Source organism: Micromonospora sp. PRAS1 (genome assembly GCF_059553435.1).
In genome coordinates this window covers 1-21,265 of sequence record NZ_JCANNB010000031.1, presented here as the reverse complement: position 1 = coordinate 21,265, position 21,265 = coordinate 1, and the positions used below count along the sequence as shown (strand labels likewise).

General features: G+C 72.6%; 12 protein-coding genes. 2 read left to right on the top strand and 10 right to left on the bottom strand.

All coding sequences use genetic code 11. From position 1 onward, the window contains the following. Window positions 1–15 precede the first annotated feature (15 nt). The 6 genes from AC507J_RS24350 to AC507J_RS24325 form a co-directional block, all read right to left on the bottom strand. Entirely contained in the window at window positions 16–1,152 is a 1,137-nt protein-coding gene (locus AC507J_RS24350; protein WP_496291513.1) for a nucleotide disphospho-sugar-binding domain-containing protein, read from the bottom strand. Window positions 1,153–1,163: 11 nt separating this feature from the next. After that, window positions 1,164–2,411 (bottom strand): cytochrome P450, encoded by a 1,248-nt coding sequence (locus AC507J_RS24345; protein ID WP_496291512.1) that lies wholly within the window; start codon window positions 2,409–2,411, stop codon window positions 1,164–1,166. Continuing rightward, complete coding sequence (gene panD / locus AC507J_RS24340) at window positions 2,402–2,845, bottom strand: aspartate 1-decarboxylase (protein ID WP_496291550.1); 444 nt, start codon at window positions 2,843–2,845, stop codon at window positions 2,402–2,404. Before panD ends, AC507J_RS24345 begins: the two co-directional genes overlap by 10 nt. Window positions 2,846–2,862: 17 nt before the next feature. Continuing rightward, on the bottom strand, window positions 2,863–9,282 hold the full coding sequence (locus AC507J_RS24335) for an acyltransferase domain-containing protein (protein ID WP_496291511.1): 6,420 nt from the start codon (window positions 9,280–9,282) through the stop codon (window positions 2,863–2,865). Window positions 9,283–9,295: 13 nt separating this feature from the next. Beyond that, a complete protein-coding gene (locus AC507J_RS24330; protein ID WP_496291510.1) occupies window positions 9,296–10,363 on the bottom strand; it encodes a 3-oxoacyl-[acyl-carrier-protein] synthase III C-terminal domain-containing protein in 1,068 nt (355 codons plus the stop codon). Between the two features lie 100 nt (window positions 10,364–10,463). Next, window positions 10,464–11,702: a cytochrome P450 gene (locus tag AC507J_RS24325; RefSeq protein ID WP_496291509.1), complete on the bottom strand. Its 1,239-nt coding sequence runs from the start codon at window positions 11,700–11,702 to the stop codon at window positions 10,464–10,466. Window positions 11,703–12,182: 480 nt separating this feature from the next. On the opposite strand from AC507J_RS24325, the gene AC507J_RS24320 reads away from it, so the two are divergent. Next, window positions 12,183–13,466, top strand: coding sequence for a cysteate synthase (locus AC507J_RS24320; protein WP_496291508.1), 1,284 nt, complete (start codon window positions 12,183–12,185; stop codon window positions 13,464–13,466). 34 nt (window positions 13,467–13,500) lie between these two features. Continuing rightward, window positions 13,501–14,469, top strand: a complete 969-nt coding sequence (locus AC507J_RS24315; RefSeq protein WP_496291507.1) for a sulfotransferase — start codon at window positions 13,501–13,503, stop codon at window positions 14,467–14,469. Window positions 14,470–14,478: 9 nt separating this feature from the next. Here AC507J_RS24315 and AC507J_RS24310 read toward each other — a convergent pair whose 3' ends face one another. From AC507J_RS24310 to AC507J_RS24295, 4 genes are all read right to left on the bottom strand, one after another. After that, a complete protein-coding gene (locus AC507J_RS24310; RefSeq protein ID WP_496291506.1) occupies window positions 14,479–15,210 on the bottom strand; it encodes an AfsR/SARP family transcriptional regulator in 732 nt (243 codons plus the stop codon). A gap of 318 nt (window positions 15,211–15,528) precedes the next feature. Further along, complete coding sequence (locus AC507J_RS24305) at window positions 15,529–15,699, bottom strand: hypothetical protein (protein ID WP_496291505.1); 171 nt, start codon at window positions 15,697–15,699, stop codon at window positions 15,529–15,531. A gap of 314 nt (window positions 15,700–16,013) precedes the next feature. After that, the gene (locus AC507J_RS24300; protein WP_496291504.1) at window positions 16,014–16,925 is read right to left on the bottom strand and encodes a ParB/RepB/Spo0J family partition protein; all 912 of its coding nucleotides are present in this window, start codon (window positions 16,923–16,925) and stop codon (window positions 16,014–16,016) included. A gap of 509 nt (window positions 16,926–17,434) precedes the next feature. Next, window positions 17,435–21,265, bottom strand: a 3,831-nt coding sequence (locus tag AC507J_RS24295) for an amino acid adenylation domain-containing protein (protein ID WP_496291503.1), incomplete at its 5' end; no start/stop codon positions are given.

The following is a 21,265-nucleotide window of genomic DNA, read 5'->3' as shown; positions in this document are numbered from 1 at the left end:
GGGTGCGAGGCGCGTTCACCCAGCGACGGTGACGACCGCCTCGGAGGGGTGCCCCGTGCCGAGGCCAGCGATCCGGGAGGCGACCGAGGCCGGCGAGGGAAGCGCTGCGATCTCGGCGGCCACCTCGGCAGCGACCGCGCGCAGGTCCGGGTCGACCAGGGTGCGACGCGCGGCACGCAACAGCTCGGCGCCGTCGGCGGTACGCGGGTCGAGCGCCACACCGACCCCACGCCGGTCGACCACCGCGGCGTTGGCCGGCTGGTCGGCGCCGCGCGGCAGCACCAGTTGCGGCACCCCGGCAACCAGCGCGGCGAACGAGGTGCCCGCGCCGCCGTGGTGCACGATCGCGGCGCAGGACGGCAGCAGCGCGTCGAGCGGTACCCAGCCAGCCGGCCGGACCGAGGGCGGCAGCCGCCCCAGCGCGGAGAGGTCGGCATCGCCGAGGGCCAGCACGATCTCGGCGTCCAGAGTGGACAGAGCTGTGATCAGCTCGCCGAGCCGAGCAGCGGCCGGGCCGGGCAGGAAACTGCCGAGCGTGACGCAGATCCGCGGGCGAACCGGCGGCTCGGCCAGCCACTCCGGCAGGACCAGGCCGTGGTTGTACGGCACGTACCGCATCGGCCACACGCCCGGCTCGTCGCGGCCACCGAGGCTGGGCGGGCGTACGTCGACGACCGCGCTCGCCTCGGCCGGCTCGGGCAGCCCGAGTCGCCGCCGTACCGGCTCCAGCCGCGCGGCTGCCCCGGCCCGGTACTGGACGGCCTGCTCGTCCGGACCGGCCCAGGCCAGCCGGACGCTCTGCTCCACCAGCGGCACCCCGAGCGCAGCCGCCACCAGCGGGCCAGCACCCTGTTCCAGGGTGGCCAGGACCACGTCCGGTCGGAACGCACGGGCATGCCGGAGCAGGTCCTCGAGCATGGCCTCGCCGAAGAGGCCGAGGTTGAAGCCGGGTGGGCCGGCGGGCGGGCCGGCGGCGAGGAACTCGGTGAACACGTCCCGGTCCGGGCAGACCGCGACTACCGGGAGCCCGGCCCGGGCGGTGGTGGCCGCGGCGTCGCCGTTGTTGGCCATCAGCACCTGGTGCCCGGACGCGCGCAGGGCCCAGGCCAGCGGCACGGTCGGTAGGTACATGCCGGAGGCCGGAGCCGCCATCGACAGGATCCTCATGGGGCGGCCTTCCCGGTGGCGGCGGTCAGTCGAACCGGCAGGCGGACCGGGCCGAGCATGCCGATCGACCGGTGCAGCCGTACACCGTCACGCTCGACGGTGATCTCGCCGGTGCGTTCCAGCAGGGCACGCAGGGCGATCAAGGTCTCCAGCCGGGCCAGCGGCGCGCCGATACAGAAGTGGATACCGCGACCGAAGGTGAGGTGCCGGTTCGGGCGGCGGGACGGATCGAACCGGGCCGGTTCGGTGAAGTGCTCCGGGTCGCGATTGGCCGAAGCCACCCAGACCACCACCATCGTCCGGGGCGGCACCAGTTGGTCGCCGAGTTTCGTCTCGGTCCGGGTGATCCGCTGGTCACGCACGAGCGGTGGCCGCCAGCGCAGCACCTCGTCGATCGCGGTGTCCAGCCCGGCCGGGTCAGCGCGCAGCGCGGCGGCTGCCTCCGGGTGCTCGTCCAGGCAGGTGACGGTGTTGCCGATCAGCAGCGAGGTGGGCAGGTGCCCGGCGATCAGGAACATGCCGATCACCCCCATGATCTCCTCGTCGGTGAGCGCCTGCCCGTCGACCTCGGCCTTGGTCAGTGCGGTGGTCAGGTCGTCGCCGCCGTGCTGCCGCTTACCGCGAATGTGCGCGAGCAGGTATCCCCCGGCCTCCTGGACCAGGGCGGCGCGACGGCGGATCGCCTCCTCGTCCGGTACGCCCAGCGCACCGTCCGGGCGCGCCCCGAGCAGTTGGTCCGACCAGCCCCAGAACATCCGCTGTTCCTCGCGGGGCACCCCGAACAGCTCGGCGATCACGGTGGCACTCAGCGGGCTGGCGACGTCCCGGATCAGGTCCACGGTCGTGCCGTCGGCGGCGGTGGCCAGCGCCCGGTCGACCAGGTCGCCGGCGAGGCCGGCGATCCACGGCTCCAGGCGCGCGATCATCCGCGGCGTGAATGCCTGGTTGACCAGGGCGCGCAGCAGGGCGTGCCGGGGCGGGTCGGTGCCGGCCAGGTTGCCCCGAGCGACGAGGGCCAGCTGGGCCTCGTTCGGCGGGATCAGGCCGGAGAAGTCGTTGGAGAAGGTGTGGTGGTCGTTGAGGACGCGGACCGCCTCGTCGTATCCGAAGACCTCGACGACACCGGGCTGCGAGCCGGCGCCGATCCGCTCCGCGAACCGGGCGCTGAAGTAGTCGAACAGGGCGGTGGTGCGCTCGGCGGCCCCGAGGTCGACCAGCATGCCGGGGTCGGTGGTCACTGCCATGCCGACTCACCCACCGAACCGCTGGCAGTCAGGTCACCCCGGAGCAGTCCGTACCCGTCCGGCACTTTTGCCGGGTCGGTGCCGGCCTGGACCAGCCGGTTGTCGCCGTCGACGAAGACGATCCGCGGTTGCAGCCGCCGCGCCGCCTCATCGGCCAGCACCGCGTAGGCCACGATGATCACGAGATGCCCCGGGGAGATCAGGTGGGCGGCGGCGCCGTTGATCCCGATGAGGCCGCTGTCCCGCGGACCCTCCAGGACGTACGTCGACAGCCGGGCTCCGTTGTCCACGTCAAGCACGTCGACTTTCTCGCCGGGCAGCAGGTCGGCCACGTCGAGCAGGGTGCGGTCGATCGTGATGGAGCCGACGTAGTGCAGGTCTGCCTGCGTCACCGTGGCACGATGAATCTTGGATCTGAGCATTTCCCGGAACAACGTCTCCTCCGTATCGGTCATCGCGTGGCGGTCTCGGGTCGGTCGCCGCGGGTGCCGGCGTCCAGGTCGGCCACCAGATCGGTCAGGCTGGCACCGCTGAGCAGTCGGGTGATCGGGATGAGCACGCCGTACCGCTGGTGGACAGCGCTGCGCACCTGGGCCGCCATCAGCGAATCCAGGCCCAGCCGGCTCAGCGGGCGGTGCGGGTTGAGGCCGTCGGGCGGTAGTCCGAGGACATCGCCGAGGTATTCGCGCAGGAAGGCATCGGGCCCCTGGCCGGTCGCGGCGGTTTCGGGCACGGTCGCCAACACCGGTTGCGGCTCGGCCGCCGCCGGGGCGGAGGACGAGACCTCCGTCGCCGGGACGGTCGGAGGCGCCGGGACAATCGGGAACGCCGGGACCGTCGGGAGCGCCGGGACCGTTGGGAGCGCCGGGACCGTTGGGAGCGCCGGGACCGTCGGGAGCGCCGGGCCACCGAGGAGCTCGCGCAGCAGGGGCGAGAGCGCCGCCTGGGGGTACGCCCGCTGCCACGCCGCCCAGTCCACCGGCAGGACCACGGTCTGCGGGCTCTCCCCGGCGAGCAGGGCGCCCAGCGTCGCCAGTCCCTCGGCGACGCTGAACGGCCGCATGCCCTGCGGGTTCAGCGACCGCCCGCGGTCGCGGCCGATCCGGGCCGCCATCCCGGCACCGTCCCAGAAGCCCCAGTCGACGGAGGTGGCGGGCAGTCCGCGCGCCCGGCGGTGGTGGGCGAGCGCGTCGAGGGTCGCGTTGGCCGCGGCGTACGAGCCGAGCATCGGCGAGGCGAGCACCCCCGAGGCCGAGGAGAACAGCAGGAAGAAGTCGAGCGGCCGATCGGCGAGGAGGCGATGCAGCACGGCGGCGCCAGCAGCCTTGGGGCCGAGCACGGCGGCGAGGTCGTCGTTGCCCAGGTCGGTCACCGGGCCGTACCCGAGCACGCCTGCCGCGTGGATCACGCCGCGTACCGGAGGCTCGGCGGCGGCCTCCCGGCGACGCAGCAGCGCGGCCACCGCGGCCTCGTCGGCGACGTCGACCGCCTCCACGGTCACGGTGGCGCCGGTGATGCCGCGCAGCAGCCGGACCTTCTCGAACCAGGGGTCGCCGGCTTCGAGGGCATCCCACCGGTCCCGCGGCGGCGGTGCCGTGCGGCCGAGTAGCACCAGGTGTCCGGCGCCGTGCTTGGCCAGCCAGCCGGCCACATGCAGGCCGAGATCACCGAGGCCGCCGGTGACCAGGTACGTCGCGTCGCCACGCAGCATCACCGCCGGCCGAGCAGCCGCGGGAGCCGCTGCCGGTGTCCCGGCGCCGTAGTCGATCACCAGCTTGCCCACGTGCCGGGCCCGGGCCATCCGCTCGAAGGCCTCGTCAGCCCGGTCGGCCGGCACGTTCTCGTACGGCAGCGACGTGAGCGTCCCGGCCGCGACCGCCCGCAGTACCCGGTTGAACGTCCGAACCACGGCCTCGGGCCGGCGCAGGATCATGTCGGTCACGTCGAGCGTCAGGTACGCCACGTTGTCACCGAGCACACCGACAGGCCCGCTCTGCTTGCCGATGTCGACGTACCGCCCGTACGGCGCCAGCACCGACAGGCTCGCCTGCATCCCGTCACCGGGCAGCGCGCCGAGCACCACGTCCACCCCGGCACCGTGGGTCGCCGCCCGGATGTCGGCGGCAAACCGGCCGCCTCGCGAGTCGGCGACACCCGCGACACCGAGCATCCGCAGCAACGCGCGGCGTTCAGGGGTGCCGGCGGTGGCGTACACCTCCGCGCCACGGGCGCGGGCCACCTGGATCGCCGCCATCCCGACGCCGCCGGTGCCGCTGTGGATCAGCACCCGTTCGCCGGGCTCCAGTCGGGCCAGTTCGCAGAGGCCGTGCCAGGCGGTCAGGTACGCGATCGGGAGGGTGGCCGCCTCGGCGGTGCTGAGCCCGGCAGGGATCGGGAACACCAGCCTGGCGTCGGCGACGACCTGGCCGGTCATGCTGTGCGGGACGAAGGCCAGCACCCGGTCACCCACGGCCGCTTTGGTGACGCCGGGGCCGGTGGCGGTGACCGTGCCGGCGCACTCCCAGCCGATCGGGCCGCCCTGAACCGGCCCGGGGTAGACGCCGTTGCGAATCAGCACGTCCCGGAAGTTGAGGCCGGCGTGCTCGACCCGGATCGCCACCTGGCCCGGCTCGGTCGGGGCAGCGCCCTCGGTGGCGGCCGACTGCGGCGGATCGACCCGGGTGATCGCAGGGCAGCGACGCAGCCGGGCGACGTAGCGGTTGGCTCCGCGCAACGCCACCTGGTTCTCGCCGTCGTCGTTCGAGGCCAGCTCGCCCACCAGGGCGCCGGCGGCGAGCCCGGTCACCGGCAGGTCAAGCAGCCGGGTACGCAACCCGGGATGCTCGATGGTCACCGCACGGCCCAGCCCCCAGAGGGCGGCGGCCCGCACGGCGCTGACCCGGTCACCGTCCACGACGCGCTGGGCGTCCCGGGTGACAAGCCAGAGCGCCGGTGCTCCGGGCAGCCCCTGTTCGGCGAGCGCCCGGATCAGGCCGACCGCGCCGGACAGCGCGGGGTCCGGCGCGGGTGCCGCGGCGTCGTCGGGCGGTGCGTCGAGGCTCCACAGGTGTACGAGCCCTGCCCAGGTCGCGGTGGTGTCCGCGGCGATCTCCCGGATCAGCCGTTGGTGGTCCTCGCGGGAACGGGCAGCGACCTCGTAACGGTCCGGGCCGAGGCGGCGGAAGCCCAGGCCGGCGCGGACGGTCACCACCCGGCCGGGCCACTGGGCGGCCAGGTCGACACCGATGCCCTGGCGGTCGGTGAAGATCACCAGGTCGCCGGAGGCGTTGGCGGTGACGGGCGGGGCGGGCAGCCACTCGACGGTGTACCTGTCGATAGTGGCCGCGACCGCTGCTGGTTCCTCGATGAAGCGCAGCGTCAGGCCGGTCAACTCGGCGAGCGGGCCGCCCTCGTCGACGATGTGCACGTCGCCGGTGAGCAGGCCGGGCGCGGTGCCGGGGCGGCGGGTGACCAGGCTCCACATCGGGCCGGTGGGCTCGCGGTGCCAGGTCATCCGCTCGATCGAGTCGAGCATGAACGGCGCTGCCGGTGCGGCGTCCGGCAGGGTCGCGGCCAGCACCTGCCCGCAGCCGTCCAGCAGGGCGGGGTGGAAGTGCTGGTGGTCCGGGCGTACGCCGGGTCCGGCCTCGACCCGGCCCACTGCCCGGTCGTCGCCGACACGCAGCTGCGTGATGGCGCGGAACGCACCGCGCCAGACGTTGCCGGAGGCCGCGAAGCGGTTGTAGAACTCTTCGCTGCCACCCTGCTGCGGGCAGTTCGCCAGGGCCTCGTCGCGCCCCGGCCGGGGCATCGCGGGTCCAGCGGCCTCGGCGACCGCGGTGACGTGCAGCAGCCACGGCTCCTCGGCCTCGACCCGGCTGTGCACCCGCACCGTCCGGGTACCGTCCGGGCCGTCGGCGAGGGTGACCCGCAGCTGCGGCCGCTCGCTCGCGGAGAGGTAGAGCCCGCGCAGGTAGCGGACGTCGCGCAGGGTGTGGTCGCGCAGTCCGGCGTCCACAAGCGCGGCGCGGACCAGTTCCAGGTACGCCGTCCCCGGCAGCACCGCGTGCCCCTGTACCCGGTGGTCCAGCAGGTACGCGTTGCGCCGCAGGTCCAGCCGCCCGGTCCAGACCCGGTCACCGGTTCCGGTCTCGACGCCGAGTAGCGGGTGGTCGGCGGTGTCGCGGGAGGCCGGCTGCCGGGGCGACGCGGGCAGCCAGTGGCTCTGGCGCTGCCACCGGTACCGGGGCAGCCGGACCGCGGGCCCGGCGTCCCCGGTCGCTGCCTCCAGCGGCACGTCCCGGCCAGCCCGGAAGAGCGTGCCCAGCCCTTCCAGCACAGTACGGCGTTCCGGCTCCTCGCGGCGCAGCGTCGGCAGCACCAACGGCCGGCTCCGGCCGGCCGCCGCACACCGCCCGGCGGCGGAGACCAGCACCGGATGCGGGCTGACCTCGATGATCGTGTCGTGGCCTGCGGCCAGCAGGTCACCGATCACCGGGGCGAACCGGACCGGCTGGCGCAGGTTGTCCGCCCAGTATCCGGCGCCCAGTTCCGGCCCGGCGACGTCGGCACCGGTCACCGTGGAGACCATCCGGACCTCCCCCGGGTGCGGGCGCAGCGTCCCCAGCACCGTCCTGAGCTCGTCAAGCAGCGGGTCCACGGCCGGGCTGTGCGAGGCGACGTCGACGTTGACCAGGCGGGCGAAGACCCCGTCGGCGGTGAACCGCTCGATCGCCCGGCGCACTCCGTCGCCGTCACCTGCGACGACGGTCAGGTCGGGCGCGTTCTCGACCGCGATCCCGGCCGGCACGCCCAGCTCGGCGAGGACTCTCGCGACGTCGTCCGCGGCCAGTTCGACGCTTGCCATCTCGCCCCGGCCGGCGATGCCGCGCATCAGGGCGCTACGCCGGCAGATCACCGCGGCGGCGTCGGCGAGATCGAGCAGGCCGGCGACGTGGGCAGCGGCGACCTCACCCATGCTGTGCCCGACCACGGCGGCCGGTTGCACACCGAGGGCTCGCCAGAGCGCGGCGAGCGAGACCTGGACCGCCCAGAGCGCGGGCTGCACCCGATCGATGCCGCTGAGCCCGGCCGGATCACGTAGCCGATCCAGCACCGACCAGCCGGTTTCGGCACGGACGGCGGCGTCGCACTCGTCCATCGCGTCGCGAAAGGCCGGTGACGACTCGTAGAGCTCCAGCCCCATGCCCGCCCACTGGGAGCCCTGACCGGGAAAGACGAAGACGGGTCGCAGCGGCCGGTCGGCGACGTCCTCGGCCGACTCGACGTCCGTCTCTGCGGCCTCCGGATCGGCTGTCCAGGCACGCAGCGCGGCAGCCGCCTCGCCAGCCGAGTCGGCCACCACGGTCAGCCGGCTGTCCAGCCGATGCCGGCGGGCCGCACCGCGGCAGACCGCGCCGAACGCGGCACCGCCCGTGTCGCCGGTAAGGCACTCCGCCCAGGCCGTGGCCGTGTCGCGCAAGGCCTGCGGGCCGGACGCGGAGAGCGCCAGCAACTGCGGGAGATCGGGGTCGGCGGTGAAGGCGCCAGCCGCCGGACGCGGTGCCGGGGCGGGCCGGTGCTCGGCGACGATGACGTGCGCGTTCGTGCCGGAGATGCCGAACGAGTTGACCCCGATGCAGGCCGGTTTGTCGTCCGGGCCCGGCCAGGGGGTCGTCGTGCGGACCACCTCGAGCGGCGTGTTCGCCCAGTCCACCGCCGGTGTCGGGGTGCCGTCGTGCAGGGTGGCCGGGACGAGCCGGTGCTTGACGCTGAGGATCGCCTTGATCAGGCCGGCCATCCCGGCGGCCGCCTCGGTGTGCCCGATGTTGGTCTTGACCGAGCCGATCAGCAGCGGCCGGGCGCGGCTCGGCGTGCCGAACACCTCGGTGAGACTGCCCAGCTCGACCGGGTCGCCTGCGGCGGTGCCGGTGCCGTGCGCCTCCACGTATCCGATCTCGTCGGGCGACATGCCAGCGTCGGCGTACGCGGCCCGCAGGGTCCGGATCTGCCCCTCGCGGCCGGGGCTCATCATGGTGCCACCGCTGCGGCCGTCGTTGGTGACCGCCGAACCGCGGAGCACGGCGTGGATCGGGTCGCCGTCGGCCATCGCGCGGGCCAACGGCTTGAGCACTAGCGCGGCCACCCCCTCGCTGCGTACGTACCCGTCGGCGGCCGCGGTGGCGAACTTGCACCGGCCGTCGGCGGCGAGCATGTTCGCCGAGGAGAAGGTGATGCTCTCCTCGGGCAGCAGAATCAGGTTGACCGCCGCGGCCAGCGCGGTGTCGCAGTCGCCAGCGGCCAGGCTGCGACAGGCCAGGTGCACCGCGGTGAGCGAGGACGAGCAGGCGGAATCGATCGAGACGCTGGGGCCGTGCAGGTCGAAGGCGTACGACAGCCGTCCCGAGAGGGCGCTGCGGGCGGTACCCAGGTTGGCGTAGATGTCGAGGATTCCGGCGCGGTTGAGCAATTCCCAGTAATTGGTGGTCAGCTGTCCGACGAAGACGCCTGTGGGCCGCGTGCTCAGCTGCGCCGGGCCCAAGCCGGAGTCCTCGATCGCCTCCCAGCCCACCTCCAGCAACAGCCGCTGCTGCGGGTCCATTCGGGCGGCCTCGTGCGGGGAGACACCGAAGAACGCCGCGTCGAACCGGTCCACGCCGTCCAGGAAGCCGCCGTACCGGGAGAGGAGACGGCCGGGGGTGCCGGGCCGCGGGTCGTGCACGGCGTCGATGTCGAAGCGGCTGGGCGGGACCTCGGTGACCTCGTCGGTGCCGGCGACCAGTGCCGCCCAGAACGCGTCGACGTCCGGGGAGCCGGGGAAGCGGCAGGACATGCCGATCACCGCGATCGGCTCGGTGGCTACGTTCGGCATCGTCTCCCCGTTCTCAGCGCTGCCCGGCGGGCGGACCGGACGGACCGGCCCCCCAGCCGGGCACGTCGGTGATGGTGAGCACGGTCGTGGTGACCGACCAGCCGGGCGCGCCGCCGACGATCAGGACCCGGTCCCCCACGTCGAGCCGCCCGTCCAGTACCAGGCGTTCCAGCGACGCCATGTGGTCTCCGGCGCCCATGTGACCGATCGTGCGGCCGATCTCCCAGGAGGTGCGCTCAAACGGGATGCCGAACGGCTCGGTGAGGTTGCGCTGCATCAGCCAGCGCGCGCCGTTGACGTAGATCACCCAGCGCATGTCGGCCAGCTCGGCACCCGCCTCGGCCAGGGTCTGCTCGGCCAGGGCGAGCTGGCCCTTGCGGATCACCTCGACGGTCTCCGACAGCGGGCGTACCGTCTGGGCGAAGTGCACGGTCCGGTCGACCAAGTCGAACGGCTGGGCGGTCGCAGAGCCGGGCGGAAAGAGCGGTTCCGCCCCACGGGCCATCTCCTCGATCTCGTTGAACACCGCGGAGTTGATCGCGTCGACGGAGGCGAATCCCGGCCCGGCGACGACCACCGCCGCGGCAGCGCCGTCCGCGCCGAACAGGCCGATGATCCCGCCCCGCCAGCGGTCAAGTAGCGGGGAGTTGAGGTTCTCCGCGGTGGTCAGCAGGACCGAGCCGCAGCGCTCGTCGGCGACCAGCCGGAACACGGCCGTCTCCAGCGCGGCGAGCATGCCGTTGCAGCCCTGCCGCAGCTCGAAGGCGGGGATGTCGCGGGCGGCGAGCACACGCAGGATGTAGCCGGGCGGCGTCCACATCTCCGGGCCCTGCTGGAACACCGAGCAGTGGATCAGTGCGTCCACCTCGTGCGGCTCACGGCCCGCCCGCCGCAGCGCTACCCGGGCGGCAGCGACAGCCATGTCCGGTGCCGCCTCGTCGCCCGCGATGAGCACGCTGATCTGGCCGCTCTCGGCCGCCGCCGAGCGTTCGAAGAGCCCGGCCTCGACCACATCGGAAAGCTGTGTGGCGGGAGGCAGGTAGCTGCCGACCGCTTCCAGCGAGATTCCGTCGACCTTCACGCCGGCCTCCCGGCGGTGTGGACAGGCGTACGGTGCCGGGCACGGGACATCAGGATCTCCCTCTCGTCGGGCTTCGGTCGTGGGCTCGGTGCTGTCGGAGTCACGCCGATTCGCCGGCGGTGGCCAGCGGGGCGCCAGGGCGGCCGGCGGCGTCCCGGGTGACCGGCAGGGTCCGTAGGCTGCGCAGGTTCCGCAGCGGGTACCAGCCAGGCGCACTGCCCAGGCGCAGTCCCGGCAGGCGGTGAAACAGGCCGCTGAGCGCCACCTCGGCCTCGACGCGGGCCAGCCCGGCACCGATGCAGTAGTGGACACCGCCGGAGAAGGCCAGGTGGTCGCGGCTGTTCGAGCGGTCCGCCCGGAACAGCTGCGGCTGCTCGAACTTTTCCGGATCTCGGCAGGCACCGGCAAGCAGCAGCAGGATCTGAGTGTTGGGCGCCAGCACGGTGCCGTCGATCTCGTACGGCTCGTTGATCCGCCGGAGCGTGTACTGGATGGGCGGCTCCAGGCGCAGGGTCTCCTCGACGACGCCGGTCATCACGGCCGAATCCGCCAGTGCCCGCTGCCGCAGTTCGGGTTCGCGCAGCAGGCGCAGCGCGGCGCTGCCGATCAGCCCGACCACGGTCTCGAAGCCGGCGAGCAGCAGCAGGCCGCTGGTCGCCACCACGTCGCGGCGGGTCAGCTGCTGCGGGTCACCGGCGGCTTCGACAAGTGCGGCCAGCACCGACCCGGCCGGCGCCCGACCGGAGTCGATCACCTCGGCAAAGAACCGGTCCAGGTCGGCCAGCGACTCCTGCATTCGGCGACGCTGGCGCAGCGTACGCACCCGGTCCAGGGAGAGCGAAAGCATCGCGCCCCACCCGGCCAGCCGCTTCTCCTCGCCTTCCGGCAGCCCGATCAGGTCGCAGATCACCCGGACCGCCACCGGGAGGGCGAAGTCCTGGACCACGTCGAGCGAGTCCCGGCCGGCCAACTCGTCGAGGGTACGGTCGACCACCCGAGCCACGTCCGCGCGGCGCTGCTGAATCGCACGCCCGGTGAACCAGGGCGCGACCAGCCGACGCAGCCGGGTGTGGTCCGGCGGGTTCTTCATCAGGAACGAGTCCTCGACCGGTTGCACCGTGTCGGTGAGCCGGAACGGGAAGGTCAGCACCCCGAGCCGCGGATCGCGCAGTGCTCGACTCACCTCCCGGTGGCTGGCGGTGACGTACAGCGGGCCTAGACTGCTGCGGCTCACCACGCCGTGCTCGCGTGCCTGCTCGTACAGCGGGTACGGATCGCTGGTCAGCGGGCGGGCCAGAATGCGGGCGGCGACGTCGCCGCGGCTTGCCTGGGCCCGCATAGCCAAACGGTTCCGGACCAACAGATATTGAGCGCGCAGATCGCTACGAGATCCGCCGAAGAACGCCACGTGAAATCCTCCCTCGTCGGGCTCACCTGGCTGATTGGCGGAGCGAGCGTATCAACGTGAAAGATCCCAGTCAATGGATTGCATCGTCACTTGAACACACTCAACCTCCAAGAAATCTATATTCGCCCGTCACTGGTGCTGCACTGTCCAACCGACGCGCAGAAACAGTCAGGAGATGCCCGATTCGACCGTTTTACGCTCACCTGCCGAACAGCCGGGAAACAAATGGAATCTGGACTGAAAGGGTGGACAACAACGTCACCGGAGTTCTAACGTCGATGACGGCGCACCCGGGATCGGTCGCCGGACGGCCGGGGATCCCGGCCGTCCGCAAGGCGGAACCATCGACGGAAATCCGTTCGACACCCGCCCGGGAGTCTGTTCTTCCAACCGACAGGCGGAGACGAGACTATGGGGGACAGAACCCATTACACGCTGCTCTGCGCCGGCTGCGGCCACCGCCAGGCCGACGACGGACTGCTCCTGAGCTGCCCAGACACTCATCCACCGGCGCTGCTGCACACTGACTACGCGCACCAAGGTTTCACCGTTGACCCGGCCGCCGAGGGCATCGGCCGGTATGCGAAGTGGCTCCCGGTGGCCCGCTCTCCACATGGCACAGGCCGCCCTGTCGTCTTTCACAGTGAACGACTGGCATTCGATATCGGCCTGTCCGACCTATGGATCGCATTCAGCGGCTACTGGCCAGAGAAAGGCGCATTCACCACCTCCGGAACGTTCAAGGAATTTGAGGCGCGAACCGTCGCGGCCCGACTTCCCGAATCATTCGGAAACCTGGTCGTAGCATCTGCCGGAAATACCGCGTCCGCGTTCCTGGCCAGCTGCTCAGGCAGCGGAACCCCCGCCGTACTGATAATCCCTGAATCCGGTCTTGCCGCACTCGGACCGGCCACCGGTGACCCTGCGGTACGCGTGATCGTGGTCACCCACGCCGAATACTCGGATTGCATCCGCCTGGCCGGCGCCCTCTCCGCGCTGCCCGGTTTCTACGGTGAGGGCGGCATTCTCAATGTGGCCCGGCGCGATGGCCTGGGCACCGTGCTGCTCGCCGCGTTCGAGGCGATGGGCACGCTGCCCGACCACTATGTCCAGGCGGTCGGCAGCGGCACCGGGGCCGTCGCCACGCACGAGGCGGCGATGCGCCTGCTGGCTGCCGATGCGGGCACGGATCCGCCCCGGCTGCTGCTGGCGCAGAACGCGTCCTTCGCCCCGCTGCACCGGGCCTGGCACTCCCCCGGCGCCCCGGCTGACCCATGGGACACGGCCGCCACGCGCGACGTCTTCGCGCCCGAGCTGACCAACCGGATCCCCCCGTTCGCGGTGACCGGCGGGGTCCGCGACTGCCTGACCGCCAGTCGCGGTGACGTGCTGGTGGCCGGTGCGGCGGATGCGGCCCGGGCGCGGGCGGGCTTCGAGCAGCTGGAGGGCATCGACATCGAGCCGGCGCCAGCGGTGGCGATCGCCGTACTGCGCCAGGCGGTGGCCGCCGGGCGGATCCGGCGTACCGACCGGGTGCTGCTCAACGTGACCGGTGGCGGCCGGGCCCGGCACGCCACCGAGACCGGCGCCGGCTCGGTCACCCCTCACCTGCGGATCGACCGGAACGCGGCGCTGGCCACCGACGGCGCGCACCGGATCGCCGAGGCCCTGCAACAACTGGTCGGTGTGGCGTGACCGCCCGCCGACGCCAACGGCGGGAGAAGAGCAAATGACGGTACGAGTGGTGCTGGTGGCTGGCATCGGACGCAGCGGGTCCACGCTGGCCGACCGGATCATGTCGGCCCTGCCCGGGACGACCGGGCTCGGCGAGGTGAATCACCTGTGGCATCGCGGAATCGAGCTCGACGAGCGGTGCGGCTGCGGTCTCGCCTTCTCCGCCTGCCAGTTCTGGGCCGAGGTCGGTGAGCGGGCCTTCGGCGGCTGGTCGGGTGTGGACCCGGACCGGATGCTGCGGCTGGCCAGGCAAGTCGATCGGGTCTGGCACATCCCGCCGCTGATGCGCCGGTCCCGGCGTGCGCCGCGGCCGCTGGCCGCGCGCGGCGACGACCCGATGTCACAAGCCATGCGCGACTACGGCGACCACTACGCGGCCGTCTACCGCGCAGCGGCCGCCGCCGCCGACGCCCAGGTGGTGGTCGACTCCAGTAAGCACGCCTCGCTCGGACACATCCTTGCCCAGCGCGACGACGTGGACCTGCGCGTGCTGCACTGCGTCCGGGATGCCCGGGCGGTCTGCCACGCCTGGACCAAGACCGTGCTCCGCCCGGACGATCCAGGCAAGACCTCGTACATGCCGCGGTTTCGCCCGCACACCATGGCAATGCGCTGGAACGCCTTCAATGTCGGCACCGAGCTGCTGCGCCGGCAGCGGGTGCCGGTGCTCCGGATGCGCTACGAGGACCTCACCGCCGACCCTGCCGGCACCACCCGGCGGCTGGCGGAGTTCCTCGGGGTGCCGTCCACCGCCGAGGCGCTCGACTTCGTCGGGGACGGCTACATGGAGCTGCCGGCCGCGCACACAGTGGCCGGCAACCCGATGCGGTTCCAGACCGGCCGGATCCCGATCCGCGCGGATCTGGCGTGGCGGTCGGCGCTGCCGTCCCGCGACCGCCGGCTGGTCACCTCGATCACCTGGCCGCTGCTGCTGCGTTACGGGTACCCGCTGCAGGCGAAGTAGGTGGCGCGCTCAGAGGGTGCCGTTGAGCGCGGCCAGGTGGGTGGCCCGCAAGATCGGTCCCGGCTCGAGGCCGGCCTCGCGGGTCAACAGGTCCCGCCCGGCGCGGTACGCGGCCAGCGCGTCCGCCTGCCGCCCACACCGGTACAGCGCGGTCATCCACTGCGCCCGCAGGCGTTCGCGCAGCGGGTGTCCGGTCACCAGCTCGGTGAGTTCCGGCACCAGTTCGCGATGCTCACCGAGCGCGAGGTCGGCGTCGATCCGGTCCTCCAGGGCCGCCATCCGCGCCTCGGTCAACCACGGGAGTTCGGCCTGCCGCAGTTGGACGGTCACGCCGCCGAGCGCCGGTTCGCGCCACAGCGCCAGAGCGGCCCGCAGCGACCACGCCCCCGCCTCGGGCCAGCCGATGCGCAGATCGTTGCGGCCACGCGCGGCCAGCCGGGTGAACTCGTCAATGTCGAGTCGTCCGTCCACAATCCGCAGCCGGTATCCGCCCGCCTCTCGATCGATTCGCACCGGTTGGCCCAGCCTGGTCCGCAGCCGGGAGACGTAGGTGTAGAGCTGGGCGCTGACCGTCCTTGGTGCCCGCCCGCCCCAGAGCAGCTCGGCCAGCACGGCGTCGGCTACGGTTCGGCCACGTGCCAGCAGCAGCGCGGCCAGGACGGTACGTAGCTTGGGGGCTGGCAGATCCACCTCGCGGCCGTGAAGCCGGGCGCCCACCGGGCCGAGAACCGTGAATTCCATTCGTCACACCCCGTTAAGACATGATCACCTTATGAGGTCGACAATAGGTGCGCTCGGGCGGCGGGGCGAGCCACGTCCAACTGCGGCGCTCGGCCCGGCACGACGAGAACGGAGCCGGCTGATGCCCGGCGGCACGGCGTGCACGCCCTGCTGCTGGCCCGAGAGGAGGCGCTGGCCGGGGCGACCCCCGCCGACCACCTCGGCTGCACGCCTACGCGGTGCCGACCGCCGGTCGCACACCGGATGCCGGACGGCTGCATACCCTGGTGGCGCCGGCGCCGGGCGAGCCGGCGGCCGTCCCGGGAGCGCTGGTGCCAGCTACGTGGCCGTCACCGTGCCCTCGCCCGTTCCCGGCACCTGGGAATGATTGCCGCCGGTGGAAAATGCGAAAACGACGGCCAGCAGCACCACCACGGCCGCGACAATTCCGAGGACAATGAGGACAACAGACCTGTTCTTCGTTTCTGACGAGGAGTCGGAGGACGTCATGTGGCAGAGTCTAGCCGTCATCAGGTGTCAATGCGGCAAAAAACACCATGAGGCGTTTTCAGGACGCCGTTGACAGTGTTGATCCCGATCAGTCGAGGCCGCCGGGCGATTGTCGAGGTGGCCCGGAGGCGCACCCGAGCCGCTGTCGAACGCTCCACCGCTCGCCTCAAGAGATGGAAAATCCTCAAGACCGGCTACCGCCGCTCCCCCACGAGCGCTACGCACCGGCCACATCACTTGAGATCCAAGATGCTCCAGCCACCTTTCATGAAAAATCCTCCGGGCTTGGCCAGTATCGCTCCCAACCCGCGGATTCAGGCGGAGCTGATGCCGCGCTGCTCGAGTTCGTCGGCGAGCCGGAGCCATTCGTCGGCGCAGGCGCGGGCGACGTTTGCCACAATGTATGTGCAGTGCGGAGGCACCTTATCGGCGACGTCGACGCGTTCCTGCGAGCGAATGGCCCGGGTGAATATCCAGCGCAGCAGGTTCCGGCCGGATTCGTTGAACCGAAGCGACGGGTCGGTCTGCAGACCCTGCAGCATGAGCGCCAGCCCGGGGCCTTTCGGTGGTCCAGCGCCGGCGTCGGCGCCGTGCTTGGCCGCGCGGCGGCGGACGTCCGGCACTGGGTCCTCGCCCCGCTCGATCCGCCGGCGGACGTCGCGGACGGTGGAGGGTGAGACACCGACCTCGCGCGCGATCTCGCGCAGCGACGCCTCCGGCCGCTCCTTGATGAGCGCCGACGCCTTCAGGCGCCCCTCGGCATTGTCGACCGGGCGGACCCGCCCGTCGCGCCCGGTCCGGGCCCGGACCTCGGCGGCGTCGGCACCGATCTGCAGCCGGCGGCGGACGTGGCCGACGGTCCGGGCACCGAGACCGGCCGCCGCAGCGATCGCGCGGTCCGACCAGTTGGGGTACGACGCGATGATGCGCTCGGCGGCCCGGGTGCGGTCTGCCAGCGACAGCGGCAGCCCGTGGGTGATGTTGGTCTCCACGGCGAGCACGAAGGCTTCCTGCTCGGTGCCGTCGAAGAACTTGACCTCAATGAGTTCGTCGCCGCGCAGGAGTGCGGCTCCGAGGCGGTGGGTGCCGTCGATGACCCGCATGGTCGACCGGTGCACGATGATCGGCGGGAGCCGGCCGTCGATCTTCGCGAGCATTCTGGTATGTTCGAGATCTTCAATGGTCTGGCGAGGCGAGTCGGCCGGTAAGAGCGACCGCACCGGCACCCACCCTGTCTCCTGCGAATCATGCGTCAGAGCGAGTGGCGTGGTTGGATTCTCCCAATTGGGAGCATCTGTGTGTTCGGGCATCGCAAATGAGACATGCATTCTTTCCAAGGCAACTCCCCGAAGTTCTAGCCCTTGGCCGTGCAGGCCCAGCGTGACACGCCGGGATGACAGTCAGAATGATCGGTGTCCATGTGCATGGTAGCCACGCCCTGCGATGTGGACCACCGCCCAAGACTGCAGTATTGGGGCAAATGCCGGACCATGATCGCGGATCTTCCGCAAAACCCCTGCTCGCGGCGATGCCTGAAATCTCGGCAAGTTTTGCAGAACTGATCAATTTTCAGCAGGTGGCCGGCCGGCAATGCGGCCCCGGCAACGTCGTCAGGTGGTGCCCGAGCAGCGCGAGAGGCCGGTGCGCGCCCTGGGCACCGCGCCTGTTCAACTGCGCACGCCGCACAGTTGCACAGGCATCCGTGAATTGCCTCGGAAAGACGCCGGATGCCTTGTCAACGGTGACCTCCCTCGGTCAGCGATGCTGCGATCGCCCGCGCGGCTGCTCCCTCCAGGACAGTGCCGTGGGTGCCCGGCACGTCGACGATGACCGGCGGCCGGCGCAGCACGGGCCGCCACTGTCGCAGCGTGTCGCGCCGGTCCTGCTCCGGGTCGTCGCGCGGCATGTAGAGCACGACCGGGCCGTCGTACGGGTTCGGCCGGTGGTGCAGCAGGTTGCCGTGATGCGCGTAGGCCAGCCCGTTGGTCGCGACCCCCCGGACGATGCGCAGGGCGTGCTTGTCGCCTTCGCGGACGCCGTCCACGAGCCGGTCGTCCGCAGCCGCCCCGTACCGCAGGAGCCGCCGCAGCGTGCGCCCGGGCAGCAGCGTGCCGGGGGCCGCGTCGATGGTCTCGTCGAGGTGGCGCAGGATGGTGCGCTCGACCCGGTTCAGCGGCTTGAGCAGCCAGGGCGTGAACCGCTGGCGGGCCGGGCCCAGCAGGTGCACGCCGCCGACCTCCCGGCCGAGTTCGGCGAGGCGGCGGGCCATCTCCAGCGCCACGTAGGACCCCCCGGACTGGGCGACCAGCAGGTAGGGTCCTTCCGGCTGCAGCTGGAGCATCTCCTCGACGTAGGCGGCGGCCATCTCCGGCACCGACCGCAGCGGCCGGTCCTCGCCGGTGATGCCGCGTGCCTGGAACGCCCAGAACTGCACGCCGGCCGGCAGCGCGCCGGCCAGTGCGGCGTAGGCGGCGACTTCGCCGGTGATGGTGTGCACAGCGAAGATCGCCGGGGTCGTGCGCCCCGCCCGGATCCGCACGGCCGAGCGGAGCTGCGCACCGGTGTCCTGTGTGCGCAGCAGCCCGGCGAGGCCGGCGACGGTCGGGTGCTCGTACAGGTCGCCGACGCTCAGGTCGTATCCGGCCGCCCGGACCCGGGCGACGATCTGGGTCACCAGGATCGAGTGCCCGCCCAGCTGAAAGAAATCGTCCTCGGCGCCGATCCGGTCCGCGCCGAGAACCTCGCGCCAGATGCCGGCGAGCAGCTGCTCCTCGGGGCCGGACGGCAGCACGTACGCGGCCGGCCCGAGCGCCGCCCGGTCGGGCTCGGGCAGGGCGGCCCGGTCGAGCTTGCCGTTGGCCAGCAACGGGATGACGGACAGCTCGACGTACAGGGACGGCACCATGAATTCGGGCAGGCCGAGGCGCAGGTGCTCCCGCAGGTGCGCGGCCGCGGGCAACCCGGCGCCCCGGTCGGTCGGGACGGCGTAGGCGACCAGGCGCGCCTGCGCGCCCGCGCCGGTCACCGTGACGACCGCGTCGGCCACCTCGGGGTGCGCGATGAGGGCGGCGCGGATCTCGCCCGGCTCGATACGCAGGCCGCGCACCTTCACCTGGTCGTCGGCGCGGCCGAGGAAGTCCAGCCGGCCGTCGGGGCGCCACCGTGCCCGGTCGCCGGTACGGTACATACGCGCGCCGGTGCCTGCGAACGGGTCGGCGACGAACCGCTCGGCGGTCAGCGCGGCCCGGCCGCCGTAGCCGCGGGCGACACCGGCGCCGCCGATCCACAGCTCCCCCGGCGCGCCGGGGGGCACCGAGTTGAGCCGGCGGTCCAGCACGTAGACCCGGGTGTTGGGCAGCGGGCTGCCGATCGGTGGCGCGTCGGCGGCTCCCGGCTCGAGCTCGGCGATCGTGGCGCACACGGTCGCCTCCGTCGGGCCGTAGGCGTTGAGCAGCCGGTGCCGCCCGCCCCACGCGTCGGCCAGCGCGGCATCGACCCGCTCGGCGCCGGTCAGCAGGGTGCCGAGGCCGGCCAGCTCGCCGGGGTGCATCGCCCGCAGCAGCGCGGGCGGCACGAACGCCGACGTCACCCCGGCCGCGGCGACCAACCGGGACAACGCCCCGGGCTCGGCGCGCTCGCGGTCGGTGGCCACGACGAGGGTCCCCCCGGCGGCCAGCGCCATGACGAGCTCCCACACCGAGGCGTCGAAGCTCAGCGCGGCGAAGAGCAACCCACGCGTCGCCGTGCCGGTCCCGAGCAGCGGGTCCATCGCGGCCGCCAGGTTCAGCAGGCTGTCATGGGCGACGTGCACGCCCTTGGGCCGGCCGGTCGAGCCCGACGTGTAGATGACGTACGCCAGGCCGCCCGCCGCCGCTGCGGCCGGCGTGGTCGTCCGCTCTCCGCGCAGGGCGTCGAGGACGGCCGGGTCGTCGATCGGCACGACCGTCGGCGGCGCGCCGGTGCCCAGGCTGGCGGCGATGGACCGGCGGGTGAGCAGCACGCGCACACCGCTGTCAGCGACCATGAACATCAGCCGCTCCGGCGGGTAGTCCGGGTCGAGCGGCAGATAGGCGGCCCCGGTCTGCCAGACGGCGAGGATCGCCACGGCGAGGTCCACGCCGCGGTCCAGCGACAGACCGACGACCGTCTCCGGGCCGACGCCGGCGGCGCACAGATGGTGGGCCAAGCGGTTGGCCCGGGCAAGCAGCCCGCCGTAGCTCAGCGACCGGCCACCGCCGACGACGGCCAGCGCGTCGGGGGCCACGGCGGCCCGCCGGGCGATCAACTCATGCACGCCGGCGGCGACGGGCACCGAACCGGTGACGGCACCCGGGTCGACGGGGCCGACCGGCAGCCGGGACAGCCGCCGCGCCGGGTCGGCCGCCACGAGCTCGAGCAGCGCGACCAGCCGATCGCCGAGCCCCTCGACCGTGGCCGCGTCGAAGAGCGCGGTGCTGTACCGCAGCTCCCCCGCGAGCCCGTCCCCGTCCGGCCCGAAGGTCGCTGACAGGTCGAACTTCACCGGCACGCCAGCGTCGCGCTGGTCCCGCTCGTCCGGCGGCGCCGCCGGCCCGTCCTGCTCGGTGTAGTCGAAGGACACCTGGAACAGCGGCGTACGCGACCGGTCCCGGTCGGTGACGAGCGCGTCGACCACCTGCTCGAATGGCAGATCCTGGTGCGCGTACGCGGCCAGGGCGGTCGCCCGCACCCGGCCGAGCAGCTCGGCGAACGACGGGTCGCCGGACAGGTCGGTCCGCATCACCAGCGTGTTGACGAAGAACCCGATGAGGCCCTCGATCTCGGCTCGGTTGCGGTTGGCGACCGGGGTGCCGACCACGACGTCCTCGGTGTCGCCGTAGGCGCCGAGCAGCATCGAGAAGGCGGCCAGCAGCGTCATCGACATCGTCGCACCGGCCTCGCGGGTCAGCGACCGCAGCCCGGCGGCGACCGGTCCGGGCACCGCGAACCGGGTCACCGCGCCCGCCGTGGACCGTACCGGCGGCCGCGGCCGGTCGGTCGGCAGCTCCAGGGCTGGCAGCCCGGCGAGCTGGGCCCGCCAGTAGGCCAGTTGGTCCTCGAGCACGCCACCGGTGAGCCAGTTCCGCTGCCAGACGGCGAAGTCGGCGTACTGCACCGGCAGTTCCGGACACGCGTCGCCGCGGTACAGCGCCGCCAGCTCCCGTCGCAGGATCCCGGTCGACCACTGGTCGGAAACGACGTGGTGCGTCACGAGCGCGAGCACGTGGTCGTCGGGGGCCAGCCGCACCAGTGTGGCCCGGATGAGCGGGCCCGTGGCAAGGTCGAACGGCCGGGCCGCGTCGGCGGCGACAAGCGTCCGGGCGGCCAGGGCCGGGTCCGCCGCGCCGCTGACGTCGATGACCGGCAGCCGGAACGCGCCCGGCGGGTCGATCACCTGCGCCGGGACGCCGTCGGCGTCGGCGACGAGCCGGGTCCGCAGCACCTCGTGCCGGGCGACCACGGTGCCGAGCGCGGTCTCCAGGGCGTCCACCCGGAGTTCCCCGGTCCACCGCCCCGGCGCCGGCAGGTTGTACTCCGCCGAGCCCGG

Bases quoted from the DNA above. Each gene is read 5' to 3' on its own strand.
- AC507J_RS24310 (WP_496291506.1), bottom strand. From the start codon at position 15,210: ATGGAATTCACGGTTCTCGGCCCGGTGGGCGCCCGGCTTCACGGCCGC.
- AC507J_RS24350 (WP_496291513.1), bottom strand. From the start codon at position 1,152: ATGGCGGCTCCGGCCTCCGGCATGTACCTACCGACCGTGCCGCTGGCC.
- AC507J_RS24335 (WP_496291511.1), bottom strand. From the start codon at position 9,282: ATGCCGAACGTAGCCACCGAGCCGATCGCGGTGATCGGCATGTCCTGC.
- AC507J_RS24305 (WP_496291505.1), bottom strand. From the start codon at position 15,699: ATGACGTCCTCCGACTCCTCGTCAGAAACGAAGAACAGGTCTGTTGTC.
- AC507J_RS24325 (WP_496291509.1), bottom strand. From the start codon at position 11,702: ATGCGGGCCCAGGCAAGCCGCGGCGACGTCGCCGCCCGCATTCTGGCC.
- AC507J_RS24315 (WP_496291507.1), top strand. From the start codon at position 13,501: ATGACGGTACGAGTGGTGCTGGTGGCTGGCATCGGACGCAGCGGGTCC.
- AC507J_RS24320 (WP_496291508.1), top strand. From the start codon at position 12,183: ATGGGGGACAGAACCCATTACACGCTGCTCTGCGCCGGCTGCGGCCAC.
- AC507J_RS24345 (WP_496291512.1), bottom strand. From the start codon at position 2,411: ATGGCAGTGACCACCGACCCCGGCATGCTGGTCGACCTCGGGGCCGCC.